We start from the raw sequence: 16,389 nt of genomic DNA on the forward strand, positions 1-16,389 counted from the left end.
AGACGGCTCACTCCCGGGAGGGAGGGCGGAGGCGGGTCGCGCGGTGCCTAGAGCTCGCCGGGGCAGGACAGGCCCCGCTCGGGCACGGTCAGGTCGATGAGGTAGTCGTCGACCGGGACGTCCACGCACCCGCTGATCCCGTAGCCGTAGATCGTGTGGCCGCCGCCCTCGTAGGTCACCAGGGTCGCCGTCTCCAGCTGCTCCGCCAGCTCCCGCGCCCACACGTAGGGCGTGGCCGGGTCGCCGACCGTGCCGACGACCACGATCGGCGGCGCGTCGGGAGCGGTGAACCCCGTGGGAGCCTCCTCCGTCTCGGTCCAGTAGGCGCACGGCAGGACGTCCCACACGCCGCCGGCGAAGAAGGACGCGTCCGCCGCGTCCCTCTCGGCTGCCTCCCGGTAGGTCTCGACGTCGGTGGGGTCGGCCCGGTCGGCGCAGTTGATCGCGGTCAGGGCCGCGGTGTCGTCCACCGGGTCCGCGTCGTCGGCGGCGCGCGGGCGCGACGAGGCGTCGGAGACCCCGAACGCGTTCTCGTGGAGGTAGGGGAACCACTCGTCGATCCCCTCCTCGTCCTCCTCCAGCACCGCCCGGACCGCCTGGGCGACGTCCTCCCACAGGAACTCGTCGTAGAGGGCGCTCGTGATCATCCACGCGAAGGTCCAGGAGTCGACCGGCTCACCCTCGATCTCGGGCGGGTCGGCGTCCAGGAGCGCGAAGGCCGCGTCCATGTCCGCCTCCGCTCCCCCGACGCTCTCGAAGGGGCAGTCGGCCATGTCGGCGACGCAGTACTCGACGAACATCTCCCAGGACTCCTGGAAGGCGACGTCCTGCTCGTAGGCGGCCTCGGCGTTGCTGTGCTCGGTCTCGACCGCGCCGTCCAGGACCAGGGCCCGCGTGGTGTCCGGGAACATCTCGGCGTGCAGGGCCCCGATGTGGGTGCCGTAGGAGTAGCCGAGGTAGGTGAGGGCGGGGTCGCCGAGGGCGTCCCGCAGGACGTCCAGGTCGCGGACGACGTTGACGGTCCCCATGTTGAAGAGGAAGTCCTCGCCCGCCTCCTGCGCGCAGTCCTCGGCGTACTGGCGCGCCGCCCGCTCCATCGGGGCCAGCTGGTCGGCGGTGAGGTCGGCGGGATCGGTCTCGGCCAGCTCCATCTGGACCCGGTCGATCTCGTGCCAGTTCCCGCACTCCAGCCCCTCGCTCTCCCCCACACCCCGCGGGTCGAAGGAGACCAGGTCGAAGGAGGAGCGGATCCGCGGGCTCATGGTCCGCCAGAAGAGGGTCTCGGAACCCGTGACGCCGGGTCCTCCGCCGTTGATGACGAGGGAGCCCGCGGGCGAGCCGCCACCGGTCGCGGCGGCGCGGGTGACGTGGATGTCGACGGTCCGGCCGCCCGGGTCGGCGTAGTCGAGCGGCACCGCGACGGTCCCGCAGTCCAGGGCCGCCAGCCAGTCGCGCTCCCCGCCCTCGTCGACGGCCGCGTCGAGGTCGTCACCGGTGTAGCAGTCGTCCCACTCGATCTCCTGGCCCGTGAACGCCTCAGGAGTGCCGGGCTCGACGACTCTGCCGTCCGTCTCCGCATCGGCCGCCGGGGCGGGTCCGGGGGTGCCCGTGCACCCGGCGAGGAGGACCGTGGCCATACCTGCCACGAGGGCCCGTGCGCCATAGCGCATGCGGCGGCTCCGTTTCTGCGGGCCCGGCCAGGGGCGGCCGGGCGTGGTGGTGTCGCCGACGTAGACGAGCCCTTGGGGCACCCGGTTGCCATGACGGGTGTCACGACCTCGACACGTTACCGATGGCGGCGCGACCGGTCACGACGCGCAGCCGTGGGGCGGGCGGCCCCCGTTCAGAGCCGGCTGACGTCCGTGGACAGGATCGGGGGCAGGGCGCCCGGGGCGGCGGCCACCAGGAGCGGCCGCAGCGGCTCGCCGAACACCAGGCCCGTCCCGGGCTCCCCCTGGCTCGGATCGGCGTGGGCGATCCACTCCACGAGCTCGCCCGCCCGGCCGACGTCCGCGCCCGGCCGGCTGAGCGCCAGGACCGTGCCCGCCACGTCGCAGCGCACGCCCAGGTGCGTGGTGGCGGCGAAGACGCTCTGCGCCCACGCGCCGCGGGAGACCGCGCGCGGCTCGGCCCCCGGTGAGCGCAGGCGCCGCCAGGCGGGAGCCGCCAGCCCCACCGCCCGGTCGCCGAAGGTCAGCACCAGGCTGGGGCGCTCCTGGGCTGTGACGGAGGCGTCGGGGTCGGGCAGGGAGGCGTCCATCCACACCCCGACCGGGCCGGAGGCGGCGCGGGTGAGCTCGGCCCGGGCCGCCTCCAACAGCGCGGTGTCCACCTGCACGCGCCCTACCGGACCGACCCGGGCGCCCAGCGGGCCCTCCAGCGGCGCGTACCCGGGCAGGACCAGGGGCCAGTCCACGGCGGCCCGGCCCTCCAGGGCCGCCTCTCCGTGGACCATGCACACGATCGAGCGCCGGTGGACCAGCTGGTAGGTCGTGCAGGCACCGACCTCGCGGGCCGCCAGGGCCAGTCCCAGACTCATCGCCTTGGTGCCGGTGGTGATGTCGGCGATCACGGAGGCGCCGTCCCCCGCGGCCCCGCCCTCGGCCGCCAGCCACTCCAGCGCCACGGCGGCGACCTCGTCGGCGTCGGAGCCCTCCACGGGGGCGGCGGTGAAGCGGACCCGGTCGCGGTAGCCGGCCTCCTTCAGGCGGGCCGCGTCCGGCCGGGGGTCGTCGGGGCGCTCGGCGGCGTACAGGGTGCGCGCGGCGGACTCGCGGACGTGGTCGCGCACGCTCTGCCGGGAGGGCAGGACCAGGGCGCGGCCGGGGCGGTGGGCGTGCAGGGCGGTGAGGGTCCCCAGGCGGCTGCCGCCCAGCGAGGTGACCAGGCGGGGGCGTTCTCCGGGGCCGGGATGGCGCTCCGGTGGACGGGGCCGGGAGGTCGGCGGCGACGCGTGCTCGGGCGCGGGGGCGGGCTCGGGGGTGGGCCCGCGGGCGGGCTCGGGCTCGGGCTCCGCGCCCTGCCGCACGGGCGTGCGCAGCGGCGCCGGCGGGGGGAAGAAGGCCGCGCGCAGGTCGTCGAAGGACGTGAGCCGCCCGAGGAAGTCGGCCATGCTCCACACGTGGACCTGGCGGGCGGTCAGCGCGGGGTTGACGGCGGTGATCTGCTCGCGCAGACTCGGCACGGCGGGCCCGCTGTGCACGAAGAGCACCTGGGCGGCGGTGCCGAAGACCCGGCGCGCCTTGGCCACGGTCCACCCCGCCCGGCCCACGACGTCGCCGGGCCGGGTCTTGGCCTCCACGCACAGCACCCGGTGGCCGTGCCGCACCAGGGCGTCGAAGTCGGCGATCGAGCCGTCGGCGTGGAAGGGGTCGGCGACCCGGCGGGGGCCGAGCACCTCGGTGTCGGGGGCGGCGGCCAGGTGGCGGCGCAGGTGGGACAGCACGCGCCCCTCGGCGATCACGCCGCGTCGCACCGCGGGCGACAGGTCCGGGTACCGGGCGTCGAGGGCCTGTCGGCCGCCCTGGGCGACCAGGCGCACGGGTTCGGGGTCGCGGTCCTCGCACCACTCGGCGCCGTGCACGCGCGCCAGGGTCCGCAGGTCCACGCGCCCGGTCGCGATCGGGCGTTCGGGCCAGGCGGGGTCGTGGGTGCGCAGGGCGTCGCGTCCGGCGTCGAGGTAGTGGCGCCACCGGCGGGTCGGCGGGTGGCGGTCCGCGGGCAGGGCGCGGTCGTGGAAGAGCGCCGCCGCCACGCTCATGACCTTCGTCCCGCCGGTGTAGTCCAGGAACCAGGGCCGGGCGCCCAGCGACCGGTGGACGGCGGCCAGCGTGTCCTCGGCCGCCCGGAAGTCGTGAGGGTCCGGGCCCACGCTGAGCACGCGCACCGAGGCGGTGTCGGTCAGCGCCTCCACGGCCGCGGCCACGCGGCGCGCCACCCGCAGGGTGCCGTCGCTGGCGACCAGGACCAACCGCTCGGTCCCCAGGGTGAGCGCGGACAGCAGGGCGGGGGTCGGACTCCGCCCGACGAGCACCACGGCGGCACGGGGGCTGTCCACGGCCTCCCTCTCGGTCCGGGGCGTGTGGGCGGGTCCACGGTACCGGGCCGCGGCGGGCCCCGGCAGGGCGCGCCGACCGGTCACGAGCCCACCATGTCCTTCTCCTTGTCCCCCGCCCGCTCGCCGCCCCTGGCCTTGCCCCGGCCCCCGCTCGTGCCCTGGGCCTGGTCCCGGCCGCCCGTGCGCCCTGGTTCCGGCGCCGTCCTGCCCTGGTCGGGCGCGGCCCGGACGGGGGTTCCGCTGATCATGAACGACCGGCACGCGGTCACCACGCCCTTGCCGTCGCGGACCAGGTCCGAGGGCACGAGCAGGTCGCGGCGCTCGGGGTGGGCCGAGCCGACCACGGAGGAGACGATGAACCACACGCCCTCCTGCGGTTCGGGCAGGTTGGCGCGGGTGCGTCTCTCCGCGACCAGGGGCACGCCCGCGGGGACGCCCGCCGCGCCGCGCACCGGGACACGGACGGCCTCGACCCGCGCCGGTTCGGGGGCGCGCGGCCAGCGCTGGATGACACGCGAGCGGGCGTCGACGACTGTCACCACATGCGGCGTCAGGTTGACCACCGGCATCCGGCGACCTCCGTTCGTCTCGGCGCGTGCCCGCGTTCGGTGTGCCGCGGCCACCTGGATCACCCCCGGCCCGGGGGGTCTCACCGCAGTCTCTCGGACACAGCCGCACGACCTTGTCCGACCCACCGAAGCGAAATCCGTGTGACCATTGTTTCCTATGTCCGATTCAATAGCGTGAGTCGCACTTCTCCCACCCCGAAGGCAATTGACAGTTTCCTCACGGCGGAACTATTTTGGCGGGTGACCTCCCGTGCGAGCGGGGGTGTCAGCTGAGGTCTCACGTCTCTTTCACGCGCTTTCCCGGAGGGCTGGGAAAGCGACCCGGCCCCGGATCACACCGGGGAGAAGAGTTCGTGAGCACGCACCACTGCTCCGCCTGGGAGCTGTTCGGTTCCACCTCGTTCCTGCGCGCCTTCACGCGGGTGATGGGGTGCGGCCCCTGCTCCACGGACGGAACCGCCCAGGGCTGCGCCGGCCATTCCGAGCAGTTCTGCGACTACGTCGACCTGTGCGCCGAGCACTGCCCGTGCCCGGTCCACCAGGGCGACGCCGACAGCGTCCTCGCCGTGCGCATGAGCCGCGCGCGGCCGCGGGACGGCACGGTGGACCGCACCGCGGCCCACCGGCTTCGCGATGCCCTGGACGACGTCCGCCGCGACCGCTCCTACAAGAACCTGCGCCGCGTCTACCCCCAGCACGCCGCCAACGGGACGGTGCGCTGCGCCTTCTCCGAGCGCCCCCGGCGGTGGGCCCAGCGCCGGGACGTGGCGCGCGTGGCCACCGACGTGGTCGAGCAGGAGGCGCTGGCGCTGCTGGTGCTCACCGCGGGCTGGGGCAACCCCGCCGCCGACCTGCCCGAGGAGATCCACCAGGGCGAGAACGCCTCCTTCACCGAGGACGGCAGCGCCGTGCCCGTCGCCGACCTGCACGGGCGCGCCCTCACCGCGGTCAAGGAACCGCCCATGGTCTCCACCGCCACCGGTGACTACCTCCTGCGCAAGCTCGCCGAACTGGCCTCCGGCCGCGACGCCGACCCGGGCCGCACCCCCGACCAGCGCCGCCGCCTGCTCCTGCGCAAGGTGCTGCCGACCATCAGCGGCGAGGACGTCGCCCGCCGGCTCACGGGCGTGCTGGGCCGGATGGCGGTGGACATGCCCGACCACTTCCGGCTGGTGCAGCAGGCGCGCGGCCGTGCCCGCAGCGCACCCTACGCCCCGGTGCCCGAGACCGCGGGAACGCGGCCGGAGGCGCCGACCCGGCGCGAGGTCCTGGACCCGGTGGAACGGGACTGGCTGGTCCGCACCGCCCGCGCCCTCGCCGAGCGGGCCCAGCGGGAGCGCGAGGCCTTCGACGCCGATCCCCAGGGCGCCCTCGACGCGCTGCTGCGCGAACTGCTCGACGAGGGCGGCCACCGCGGCGGGAACGGGCCGGTGGGAGCGGGCCGGGACCGGACAGCGACGGCGGAGGTGAGCCGGAGCACGAAGGCAGGCGTGAGCCGGAGCGTGACGGCGCCCGAGAGCAGGGCCGCGTCGGCGGAGGTGGACCGGACCATGTCAGCGGGCGGGACCGGGGCTTCGGAGGTGCCCGCACGGTGGGTCGGCGCCCAGGACGACGCCGACCTGCGCGCCGACCTGCTGGAGGCGCTGGCCGAGGCCATCGACGGGTGAGCGCGGCACCGCCCGCCGGGCCGTACACGTCGCGCCGGGTCGAGGCCCCCGGCCCGGCACGGTCCCGCGGCACACCGGTGCCGGAGGCCGCGGGCTCACCCCTCTCCCCCGCGCGCCTCCCCGACGCCGAAGCGGGTGGTGAGCGGGGGCAGGACCGGGTACTCCGCGAACTCGCGCAGAGACATCACCCGCGTGCGATCCCAGGGCAGACGGCGCCGCCAGCGTCCGGCCAGGCACACGTCGACGGCCTGGTCGACCTCACGCCACCGCCGGGGGTCGGCCCGTCCGCCCAGGCGGCGGCCCACCAGGGCCAGTCCGAACCCGTCCAGCAGCTCCCGGACCTGTTCGACACCGGCCCGGCTGACCCCGGCGTCGGGCGCGAGGTCCACCGCGCGCGCCCGGCGGTCCACCAGGTAGAGCTCGGGACGCAGGTGCACACTGCCCATGCCCAGCGACTTGCCCATACCGACCTTGTGCGCGTACTCGGGGTCGGCGGGGTCCCCGCCGTCGAGCGGGTTGTCGAGCAGCAGGGCGCGCAGCAGCACGCCGAGTTCGGCGTCGGTGAGGTTGGTGAAGGTGATCCTGGAGTGGAAGGTGAGTCCGTCGCGCAGCGGGATGATGTCGCGCTGGGTGTCCCTGGGCGGCTCGCCCTGGTGTCCCGCGGGCAGGACGGTCAGGCCGAGCTCCTCCTGGGCGCGCGCGTCGTAGCGCACGGGCGGGCCCAGGTCGGCGCGGTGGCGGTGCAGGTAGGCCTTGTAGCCGCCCAGGCGCACGTGTCCCTCGTGCGACCAGGTGACGATGTCGGGCCGGTCCCCCGCCGCCGGGTCCGGGCCCTGGACGAGGTAGTTGGCGAAGCAGCCGCGCTGCGGCGAGAGCAGCTGCACCCGCAGGGCCGCGCCGTCGGGGTAGTCCGGGTCGGGGTCGGTGCTCAGCGCGTTGCCGAAGGAGACGCGCCCCTTGGACGCGCCCGCCTCGCCCGCGAAGGTGTCGGTGTCGCCGAACAGGGCTCGGCACACGTCCACGGGGCGCCCGGCCCGCTCCGCCCGGTCGGGGTCGCCCTGCTGCGGTCCCAGGACCGGTCCGGGCACCGCCCGCCGGATGGGGCTGTCGTCGCTGACCGCGATGCGGTAGCCCCCCGAGCGGCCGAACGACACCACGCGGCCGGCCAGGTCCACGTCGAACCAGACCGGCTCGGGCCCGCGCCGGGGCAGACCGCCGCCGCCCGCACCCGCCACGGGCGGGCGTTCGGGGTCCTCGTGCCCGGCGCCCAGGGTGTCGGGGAAGGCCGCCCGCTGGTAGCCGGTGACCTGTTCGGCGGACTCGAACAGCTCCACCATGGCGTCGGAGACGGGCAGGCGGCCGGTGTCCAGGTCCGCGGGCCGGGGGAAGAGGTAGGCGTTGCGGCGCTCGCCCGCCGCGACCCCGGTCAGTACCACCAGGGCGCAGACGACCCCGCCCTCGCGGGCGCGGCCGGGGTGCGCCCTGGGCGTGTGCGCCCGCAGGTAGGCCCTGGCCTGGTGCTCGGTGGGGGCGACCGCCGCGATCCGTCGCTGGCCGGGCAGGTGGACGGCGTACACCCACCGGTACTGCAGGTGCGCGTGCTGCTCGTGCGTGGTGGGCACGTAGCTGCCGCCCCGCGGCGGGTCGGGGAACTCCTCCACCCCGAAGTCCCACGTGCGCAGGCTCTCGCGCAGCACCCCGAAGGTGACCTTGAGGGCCTGGCCGGACTCACCGGACAGGGAGGTGGCCGGGACCTCGACCACGTACCAGCGGGCGTCGGCCCCGGACTGGAACAGGAAGCCCTGCTTGGTGCGCAGGCCCGCGCGCCGCTTGCGGTAGTGGGCGTGCTGGTGGGCCATGACCTTGCGGGCCCTGGTCGACAGGGCGCTGTCGGTGCTGTGCGGGTCGATGCGCACGGGCGCGCGGAAGAACAGCATCGGGGTGTTGACCGGGCCCGTCTCACCGCTGGTGAGCATGCGCACGGTGTTGCGGACCAGGCCCCGCAGGGTCGATCCCGGGATGGCGGGAAGGGCGCGGTCCCCGTGCGGGAAGCGGATGGAGCGGTTCACGCCCGCGCGGTCCAGGGTCTGCCCGACGAAGGTGGGGGTGAGCGTGGTCGCGGTGAGTTCGATCCACCCGGTACGGGTGCCGTCGACGGTGCGGTCGTGACTGCGCAGCAGGTCGGCGGTGCGGTGTCCGGCGTGCAGGTCGGCGGCGGGCATGGGGGTGTCGGCGAGGCGGACCAGTCCGTAGGGGGCCGTGGCGCGAACGCCGCCGGCTCGCTGGCCGGCGGCGTTCGGGGGTCGGGACGTGTCGCCGAGGCGGGCGGCGATGTCGCGGGGATCGGCCATCAGCGGTCCGCTTCCTGGATCAGGTCTCCGGTACCGGCGTCGAACTCCGGCCCTGTGGGTTTGGTACCCGTGCGCAGGCCCGTCAGGCGGTGGAAGGCCACACCCACCGCGCCGGTCTCGGAATCGGCCGCCCAGTACTCGCGGACGGTCAGCCAGGTGCCGGTGCTCTCCAGGGCGCTGCGGCCGCCGCGCTCCGGGCGGGCCCTGCCGGAGAAGTCGTGCCAGCGCACGGGCAGGACGGCCTGTGCGCCGGAGGGCTCGGCGGTCACCGACACCGGCACCGCGCCGGGCAGGGTGCGGCTGTGGTCGGGGCCGTTCCAGCCCAGCAGGAGGAGGGACCGGTCGCGGGGCCGCAGGGGGTGGTCGGGCGCGTCGGGGGCGTCCGGCGCGTCGGCGCTGATCCAGCCGTTCTCGGCGCCCTCGCCCAGCCGGATCTGGGCGTGGGGGCCGAAGACCAGCACCTCCAGGACCCGCCAGCGGTCGGTGCCGGGATCCAGAGCGGGCGCGGACAGGTCGGCGGTGGGCTCCTCGTCGGAGCGGCGCCAGCGCTCGCGGGGGCAGGCGCCGGTGACGCGGCCGTCGCCGAGTTCGGCGAGCAGCCACTGCGGAGCGGCGGGGTCGCCGGGGAGGCCGTCGGTTCCGGTGTCGAGCAGGCGGCAGCGCGCGCCGCGCACGAAGACGTCGTGCAGGACGTCGTCGATCTGGCGGCCGGTCAGGGCACGGACGGAGAGACCGGCGGGGTGTGGGGGTTCGTGGCTCACCGGTGCGGCTCCTCCTCCGATGCGGTGCTGTGGGTGTGACGAGCGGGTTCCGGGCGGCCCGGACGGTCCGGGCCGAGCCGGGCGCGGAGGGCGGCCAGCCAGCGCCGGGCGGTACGGCCGTCCTCGGTGTCAGGGGCGCGGACGGCCGCCAGGACGTCGACGGTGTGCTCGGGGGCGCCGTCGCCGGGCACGGTGGTCAGGAGCGCGCGGGTGGCGGTGAGGCGGCCGTTGCCGCTGCCGCCTCCCGAGCCGAGGGTGTCGAAGGGGACCGTGGCGAGTTCGCGGACCAGCAGGGCCAGCATCCCGCGGACGGCGTCGTCGGGGTCGCGCACGTCCAGAACGACGTCGGCGGTGCCGCCGCAGTGCAGGTCGTTCGTGTACAGGCGGCCGTCGACGGCGTCCCCGAACAGGGCGTCGACGGTCAGCCGGGTGGTGGTCAGCGGCGCGCCCCCGATGACGGTCGGCACGGCCCGCAGCCGGATCCGGGAGGGCTGGGGCCGCGGGCCTCCGGACGAGGGCGGCGGCTCAGCTCCGCCGGAAGCGCCGTCCTCGGCATCCGAGCCCCACCAGTACGCGTTCCAGGCACGCCACCGGGCCGGGTCGCCTCCCAGGTGCTCGGCGGCGTCCCGGACCAGGCGTCCGCCGATCCGTTTGACCAGGGCGAACAGCGCGGTGTCGCCCAGAACCGGAACGGGGTCGGCCTCGGTTCCATCGCCGGGAGCGCCGGAAGCGCCCGAAGCACGGGAAGCGTGGGGAGCGTGGGGAGCGTGGGGAGCGTGGGAAGCACCAGAAGCGTGGGAAGCACCGGGATCGGCCGGAGCCGGGCGGTGCCGGTGGGCGCGGTCGACCTCGCCCAGCCGTGCGTCGGCGGGCACGTCGCCGATCATCAGCAGTCCGGGTCGCAGCCCGGTCCCGTCGGAGTCCGTGGCCCCGGCGTCCGGCGGTCCCGGTCGCTCGGCCACGGCCAGGCGCAGCCGGAGTTCGGCCCGGTGGCGGCGGTCGGGGTACCCGGCGGCGACGGCCCCCGCGCGGGCCGCCACCGGGGCCAGGCCGACACTGTCGAGGCATCGTGCCAGGACCTCCGCCAGGTCCGCGCCCGCACCCGCGTTCCCAGGGACCCCGGGCGTCTCAGCGTGACGCTCCCCCGGTCCCCAGGCGTCGCGACAGGCCCCGGCGGCCTCCGGAGACCCGGGAGCCGCAGGAGACGCGGAAGACCCGGGAGGCCCGGGAGCCGCAGGAGACGCGGAAGACCCGGGAAACGCGGGAGTCGCGGGAAACACGGGAGCCGCAGGAGACACCAGACTCCCCGCCACGTCGGCCCAGCGTTCCTCCCAGGTGCGCGCGTGGTAGGCGAACCAGCCCCGCTCCCCCGTCAGGTCGTGGCGGCGGGCGCTCCAGCGGGCCGCCCGCGTCCGTCCGTACCCGCGTCCGGTCCGCCCGCCGACGTGGCGTCCGGGTCCGGTGCCGTCGAACCCGGCCGCGGCCAGGAGCAGGAGCCCGAGCAGGTCGGCCTCGGCCTCGGGCCCGGGGACGTGCAGGCGCAGCGGAACGGTGAACACCGTGCCCGCGGGCAGGACCTCCCACTGCCACGTGCGCCCCGGCCGGACCGCGCCGCTCGCCGGGTCGACGCGCGTGCCGGTGCGCACGGTGACTCCGGCGCCGTCGGGGAGTTCGGCGCGGGCGTCGTCGATGTCCAGGGCACTGGCGCCGGGGCCGGGTCCGGAGTCGGCGGTCGGGGCGGCGGCGCCGAGCAGGGCGCGGGCCGGACCCGTACCGCCCGTGCGCTCGGTCAGCTCGTGCCGCAGCAGCCCGGCCAGGGTGGTGGCGCGCAGCCGCGGCACCCCGGTGCGCGGCTCGCGGTCCACGTGCAGGTCGACGTCGCTCTCGGCGGCGTGGCGCGGGAGGGTCTGCGCGGCACCGATGTGGGTGTCGGTGAGCAGGAGCAGGCGCAGGCCGAGCTCCCACACGATCCGCGGCGCCCGGAGGGTGTCCGGCCGCCCCTCGTCGCTGTGCTCGCTCACCGCACCGGTTCCCGCTCGCCGGGTGCGGGCCGCTCGGGGTCCCGGCGCACCACCCGGGCGGCCTCGGCCAGCCAGGAGGACACCAGGAGCACGCACAGCCGGTCGGCGGTACGCCGTTCCCAGTCCAGGACGTGCTCGGTGAGGCCGCTGGGGTGGGCGGTACCGGGGCGACCGTCGGTGCTGGCCAGGTCGACGGCGGACAGCGCCGTGGCGTAGGCGGGGTCGGTACGGGCGTCGGGCCGGTGGGCCCGCCACCAGCCGACGGGATCGGCCAGCCCGGCCAGCCACGCGCGCACGGTGACGCGCTCGCCGTCGGGCGTGACCAGGACCGCGCGGTCCAGTGCCCGCAGGACCTTCTCGTGCAGGGGGCGGCGCGCGGCCGGGGCGCCGCCCGACCGCACCGCCACCGTGGCCACGAGTTCGGCCAGCGCCTGGCCGCTGTCCTGGCCGGGGCGGCCGACCAGGACCTCGCGCAGGCGGCCCAGCAGGCCGGAGGTGAGCGGCGCGAGACCGCTCGCGCGGGAGCGGGCCAGCGACCACGCGTGGGAGCGGACGGGTTGGGCGGCCGCGTTCCACAGCAGGGCGTCGTCGAGGGTCCTCAGCTGCCCGGTCGGCTCCAGGGGCGCCGTGGCCGGGACGGGACGGCCGTCGGGCAGGGCGACGGTTCCCGGTGCGCGCGCGGCGCGGGGCACGGCCACGGGGGCGAGCGGGGCGGGTCCGCCCGGGGGCGGGGCCAGCAGGGTGAACTGCCCGTGTCCGTCCACGGCGCGCTCGCCCAGGGTGTGCGCCTCCAGCTCCCGGACGCGGTCGGTGGTCAGCTCGCGGTCCAGGCACAGGCGCACCACCGAACCGGGGCGGGCCGCCCACCGCTGCGCCATCGGCCCCCGGTAGCCGCGGTGGTAGGCGCCGACCAGGCCCGCCTCGACGTGCTCGGCCAGGACCCGCGCGGTGATCCCCGGCCACAGGCGGTCCAGGAGGTCGAGGACCGCCCGGGTCAGGGCCTGGGGGCGGGCCTGCCCGTCGGCGCCCACGACCAGTGCGGGAGAGAGCAGGAGCAGGTCCACGGGCTCCCCGGCCGCCCAGGATCGCGGACCGCCCAGCGGGTCGGCGCGGTCGGGTGAGAGCGGGTGTGCGGGATCGACGGGTGCCACGCTGACGTCGCCGTGCGTGCGCGTGGCGCCCGAACCGAGGGTGAGGGTGCCCTCCGCGTCCGCGAGCGCGGCGACCAGGCGCTCCGCCAGGTCGGCCAGAGCCGCGTCGTCGGCGGCGCGCAGCTGCCAGCGCGCCTCGAACACCTGGCCCGGGTCGATGCCGGTGGTGAAGTAGGGCAGTCCCTGGCCCGGCTCCCCGGTCCTGGTGCGGCCGAGGTAGCGCTCGGCGGTCGTACGGACCTCGGCGCGCAGCGCGCGGTCGAGGGTGATCAGGTCGCGCACGGCACGGTAGGGGGTGTCGGGATCGGTCTCGCCGAAGACGTCGACCGTGGTCCGGCCCTGCTTGCCGGGTGTGTAGAGGTAGGCCGGGGGCGGGTAGGCCGCCGCCGCGCGCGGGCGCGACCCGTCCGGTGCCGCCTCCCCCTCGGGTTCGAGCCGGGGATGGGCGGGAGCGAAGCGCACCGCCCGTCCCCTGGCCACCCACTCCTGGAGTTCGCGGGTGCGCCCGGCCGCGCCGAGCGCGGCGGCGAGCATGCCGCGCTGCGCGCGCCCGCCGATGACGTGCTCGGAGTCCACCCGCAGCGGATCGAAGGACGTGCGCACGGCGAGGGAGCCGGTGAGCACGAACCGGAGGGGGAGGTAGGCGCCCACGGCGATGTCGGGGGCGTTCACCTCGGCGCCCCCGGAACGGGTGGTGGCGTGCGGGGCCCGCGGGCGCGGCGGTGCGCGGCCGCTCGGGGGCCGGTTCCCCGGCGGTGCGGGCGCCGCGGGCTCGGACTCGTGGTCACGCGCGCGCCTCCTCCCGCTCGTCGGGCGCCACCGGGTCCGGTGGCGCGGCCAGGCGTACGGTCGCGGCGTGCGGGTCGGCGCCGTCCGGCCCGGCCAGCCGTACGTCCACCCTGCCGCGTCCGCGGGTGGCCTTCAACCCGATCTGGGTGGTGGCCAGGCACGCGCGGGCCAGGATCCGCCAATGCTCCGGGCCGGGCGGGGCCGCCCAGGTGAGCGCGGCGGTCAGGGCCGGTCCGGGCAGGAGGACCCGGTGGGTGCGCAGCCCGCCGGGGAGCGGCGCCCCGTCCGGACCGACCGCCGTGCCCGACTCCAGCGCCGTGAACGCGTCGGTGACCGCGCGGCGCAGGGTGGTGCGCTCGGGTTCGTCGCGCCCGGCCAGGGCCCGGGCGACCGCGGCGCGCACGTCGTCGTCGAGTACCGCGTGGCCCAGGCGCAGGATGCGGCCGGTGCCGTGCGAGCGGCTGCGGCCGAAGACCTCGTCGGCCGGCGCCGCCAGGTCCGCGGCGACCGCCAGCGCGCGGCCGGCGCCCTCGGACAGCCGGGCCGCCAGGCGGTGCCGGGGCAGGTAGGGCAGTCCGTGGGCGTCGGTGACCACGTCGGTGTCGGCGCCCGTGCCGTCCGCGCTGGCCCCGGCGAAGAGCGCCGGTGCGGCCAGGCGGACGACGATCCGGTCCGGAGCGCTCATGCGCGTGCGCCCGTCGGTCCGGAGAGAGGGCCACCGACCCCTGTCCGCCCTCGGTCATGGGGCCGGTGGGGTTCGAGGGCCGCCGCCAGGCCCGGGTCCAGGTGCAGGTCCATCACCTCGACGGCGTCGAGCAGCGCGCCGGGGGTCCAGCCCCGGGGCAGCTGCGCGGGGACTCCGGTCACCCGGGTGCGGCGGTGCAGTTCGGCGGAGGGGTCTCCATCCGCCTCCAGGAGCGGGACCAGCGACGACACCAACCAGCTCCGGTGCCGGGTGTCGCCGTCGGCGAGCAGGCTGCCCGGGGTTCCGGGGGCCAGGTACCGGTCCAGGAAGTCGGCGAAGGCGGTCCCGGTCAGGGGCAGGGCGGTGCGCGGCGGCGCGGACGAGCGCGCACGGTCCTGGCGGCGCAGCACGCGGTCCACGCCGTCGAAGCGGGTCGTCCAGGCCACCGCGTGGTCGTCGGGCGCGCCGCCCTCCATCAGCGCGACCCTGTGGTCCTTGGCGCGGCGGCACATCGCCTCGCACAGGTCGTAGCCCAGGGACAGGGGGGCACCGACGGGCTGGACGGCGATGCCCACGCCGACCGTGGGCACGAACGTGGTGTACGCCCCCTGCGTCCCGTGCCCACCGTGCGCGCTGCGTGCCTCAGGTGACACTGGCGTTCCAGGCGCACCCTGGACCTCCGCCGCCCCACACGCGCCATGCGTTCCAGGCGCACCCTGGACCTCGGCCGCCCCACACGCGCCATGCGTTCCGGGGGCACCCTGAACCTCGGCCACCCCACACGCGCCATGCGTTCCGGGGGCACCCTGGACCTCGGCCGCCCCACACGCCCCCGGCGTCCCATGCACGTCGTCCACGTACCACCCGTGGGCCCCATACGTCCCGTGCACGTCGTCCGCGTGAGGCCCATGGGCCCCCTGCGCTCCGGGCGACTCATCCCGCCCCCGCGCCCCGGCGACCGTCCGGGCGCCCACCCCGCCGTGCGCGCGGGCCAGCGCCCGGTGCAGGGCCACGCGGGGGTCCCCGGCCTCGCCGATCCGCTCGGGGTCGGCGTCCAGCCAGTCCAGGGCGTAACGGGTCAGGCTCAGGGCCAGGCGGGCGTCGCAGAGCACGGTGAGGTCGTCCCCGGCGACCACGATCGGGCGCACGGGCAGGCGCACGGTCCCGGGCGGCGATCCGTGCAGGGTGAGGGGCGCGGCGGCCCCGGAGCCGGGCACGGTCGCCGGCCGGCCCGGGTCGGCGCGCACCGTGGCGGCCACGGCCCGGACCAGGGCGCGGGCCAGGCCCTCGATCAGGCCGGCGATGCGCGTGGACAGGCGCCGTTGGGCGGCAGCGCCGGACCCGGGGACCGCCGGGTCCCCGGCGCGGTCGCGGTACTCGCCCAGGAGGGCGCCGAGCCCGTTGACGTCGATGTGCACGACCGCGATCCGGCTGAGGTCGCCGTGGTCGCGGCCGAGTCGGTCGATCTCCATCGGCAGTTCCAGACGGGGCCGACCGGTGGCGGTGGCGGCGCCCGCCAGCCACGCGGCGCTGTGCGCGCGGTGCCAGCGCCGACCGATCCCCCGGGCCCGGGCGACGTCGGCGGCCACCCGCTCGGGGACCCCGGCGCGGTCGTCCTGGGCGCGGCTGCTGTCGACCGACTCGGCTGGACCGCCGCCGACGGAGCACACGGCGGTGATCCCGTAGCCGTGGGCGGGGGTGTGCAGTGCCGACATGCGCCGCCGGGCCGCCCGCAGGCGGGCGGGGAGCCTTTCCAGCGCCTCGTCCACCCCCCGGGGCCCGTCCTCCTCAGGCGTCCCGGCCGCACCGGATGCGTCGGCCGCCTCGCCCTTCTCCACAGCCCCGGCCGCCCCAGACGCGCCGATCCACTCAGGCGCCCCGGCCGACACATCGGGCACGTGCGCCTCCACGACCCCGGCGTCCCCGGCCGGGGCGTCCGGGCCGTAGGGCACGTGCGCCACGACCGGGGTGAGGTCGCCGGCGCGGTCGCGCAGCAGGCGCGTGTAGCGGGCGGTGAAGGCGCGCGCCGCCGGGGCGTCGGGCAGGACGACCGTGAGCGCCCCGCCCGCGTCGCGCAGGACGACGCAGTCCTCGGGGACGAGGTCGGCGATGCCGTGGCGGCGGTCGGAGGTGTCGGTGAGCTCGGCGACCAGCGCGGCCCGCCCCACCGCGTCCAGGATGCGCCGTCCGCTGTACACGTAGGCCTGGATCCCGCGCAGGTCCACCCCGACGACCACGCCGCGTTCCGGCGGCCGGGCGGAGGCGGTCCCGCCCCGGCGGCGGGGGCGCTGCTCGCTGGCGTGCGTCACCGTGTCGGGCTCCTCGTCGCCGGGTCCGG

General features: G+C 76.9%; 9 protein-coding genes and 1 pseudogene. 1 reads left to right on the forward strand and 9 read right to left on the reverse strand.

All coding sequences use genetic code 11. The annotated features are described in order from the left end of the window. Positions 1 to 47: 47 nt before the first annotated feature. The 3 genes and pseudogenes from ADL05_RS06400 to ADL05_RS06410 all read right to left on the reverse strand — a co-directional run. Positions 48 to 1,670, reverse strand: coding sequence for an alpha/beta hydrolase (locus tag ADL05_RS06400; RefSeq protein WP_053615937.1), 1,623 nt, complete (start codon positions 1,668 to 1,670; stop codon positions 48 to 50). A gap of 173 nt (positions 1,671 to 1,843) precedes the next feature. Further along, complete coding sequence (locus ADL05_RS06405) at positions 1,844 to 4,057, reverse strand: NERD domain-containing protein (RefSeq protein ID WP_053615993.1); 2,214 nt, start codon at positions 4,055 to 4,057, stop codon at positions 1,844 to 1,846. 224 nt (positions 4,058 to 4,281) lie between these two features. Then, a pseudogene (locus tag ADL05_RS06410) lies at positions 4,282 to 4,626 on the reverse strand (hypothetical protein); the annotation flags it as partial. A 353-nt stretch (positions 4,627 to 4,979) separates the two neighbouring features. On the opposite strand from ADL05_RS06410, the gene ADL05_RS06415 reads away from it, so the two are divergent. Continuing rightward, positions 4,980 to 6,293 carry a hypothetical protein gene (locus ADL05_RS06415; protein ID WP_053615938.1) on the forward strand — a complete coding sequence of 438 codons (1,314 nt, stop codon included), beginning with the start codon at positions 4,980 to 4,982 and terminating at the stop codon, positions 6,291 to 6,293. 95 nt (positions 6,294 to 6,388) lie between these two features. Here the strand turns inward: ADL05_RS06415 and ADL05_RS06420 are convergent, their stop codons facing one another. The 6 genes from ADL05_RS06420 to ADL05_RS31645 form a co-directional block, all read right to left on the reverse strand. Continuing rightward, positions 6,389 to 8,644 (reverse strand): TIGR03986 family CRISPR-associated RAMP protein, encoded by a 2,256-nt coding sequence (locus tag ADL05_RS06420; RefSeq protein WP_053615939.1) that lies wholly within the window; start codon positions 8,642 to 8,644, stop codon positions 6,389 to 6,391. Continuing rightward, positions 8,644 to 9,405 (reverse strand): hypothetical protein, encoded by a 762-nt coding sequence (locus ADL05_RS06425; RefSeq protein ID WP_053615940.1) that lies wholly within the window; start codon positions 9,403 to 9,405, stop codon positions 8,644 to 8,646. The genes ADL05_RS06420 and ADL05_RS06425 overlap by 1 nt, the downstream gene beginning before the upstream one ends. Then, complete coding sequence (locus ADL05_RS06430) at positions 9,402 to 11,426, reverse strand: RAMP superfamily CRISPR-associated protein (RefSeq protein WP_053615941.1); 2,025 nt, start codon at positions 11,424 to 11,426, stop codon at positions 9,402 to 9,404. Before ADL05_RS06430 ends, ADL05_RS06425 begins: the two co-directional genes overlap by 4 nt. Next, entirely contained in the window at positions 11,423 to 13,249 is a 1,827-nt protein-coding gene (locus ADL05_RS06435) for a hypothetical protein (protein WP_197285708.1), read from the reverse strand. Before ADL05_RS06435 ends, ADL05_RS06430 begins: the two co-directional genes overlap by 4 nt. 112 nt (positions 13,250 to 13,361) lie before the next feature. Then, entirely contained in the window at positions 13,362 to 14,051 is a 690-nt protein-coding gene (locus tag ADL05_RS06440) for a hypothetical protein (protein ID WP_053615942.1), read from the reverse strand. After that, a complete protein-coding gene (locus ADL05_RS31645; RefSeq protein WP_369800898.1) occupies positions 14,048 to 16,360 on the reverse strand; it encodes a hypothetical protein in 2,313 nt (770 codons plus the stop codon). The genes ADL05_RS06440 and ADL05_RS31645 overlap by 4 nt, the downstream gene beginning before the upstream one ends. Between the last annotated feature and the right edge of the window lie 29 nt (positions 16,361 to 16,389).

It is taken from the genome of Nocardiopsis sp. NRRL B-16309 (assembly GCF_001279585.1).
GTDB lineage: Bacteria > Actinomycetota > Actinomycetes > Streptosporangiales > Streptosporangiaceae > Nocardiopsis.

What these genes read in the sequence shown, in the direction of transcription:
- ADL05_RS06420 (WP_053615939.1), bottom strand. Translation starts at nt 8,644, where the DNA reads ATGGCCGATCCCCGCGACATCGCCGCCCGCCTCGGCGACACGTCCCGA.
- ADL05_RS06400 (WP_053615937.1), bottom strand. Translation starts at nt 1,670, where the DNA reads ATGCGCTATGGCGCACGGGCCCTCGTGGCAGGTATGGCCACGGTCCTC.
- ADL05_RS06440 (WP_053615942.1), bottom strand. Translation starts at nt 14,051, where the DNA reads ATGAGCGCTCCGGACCGGATCGTCGTCCGCCTGGCCGCACCGGCGCTC.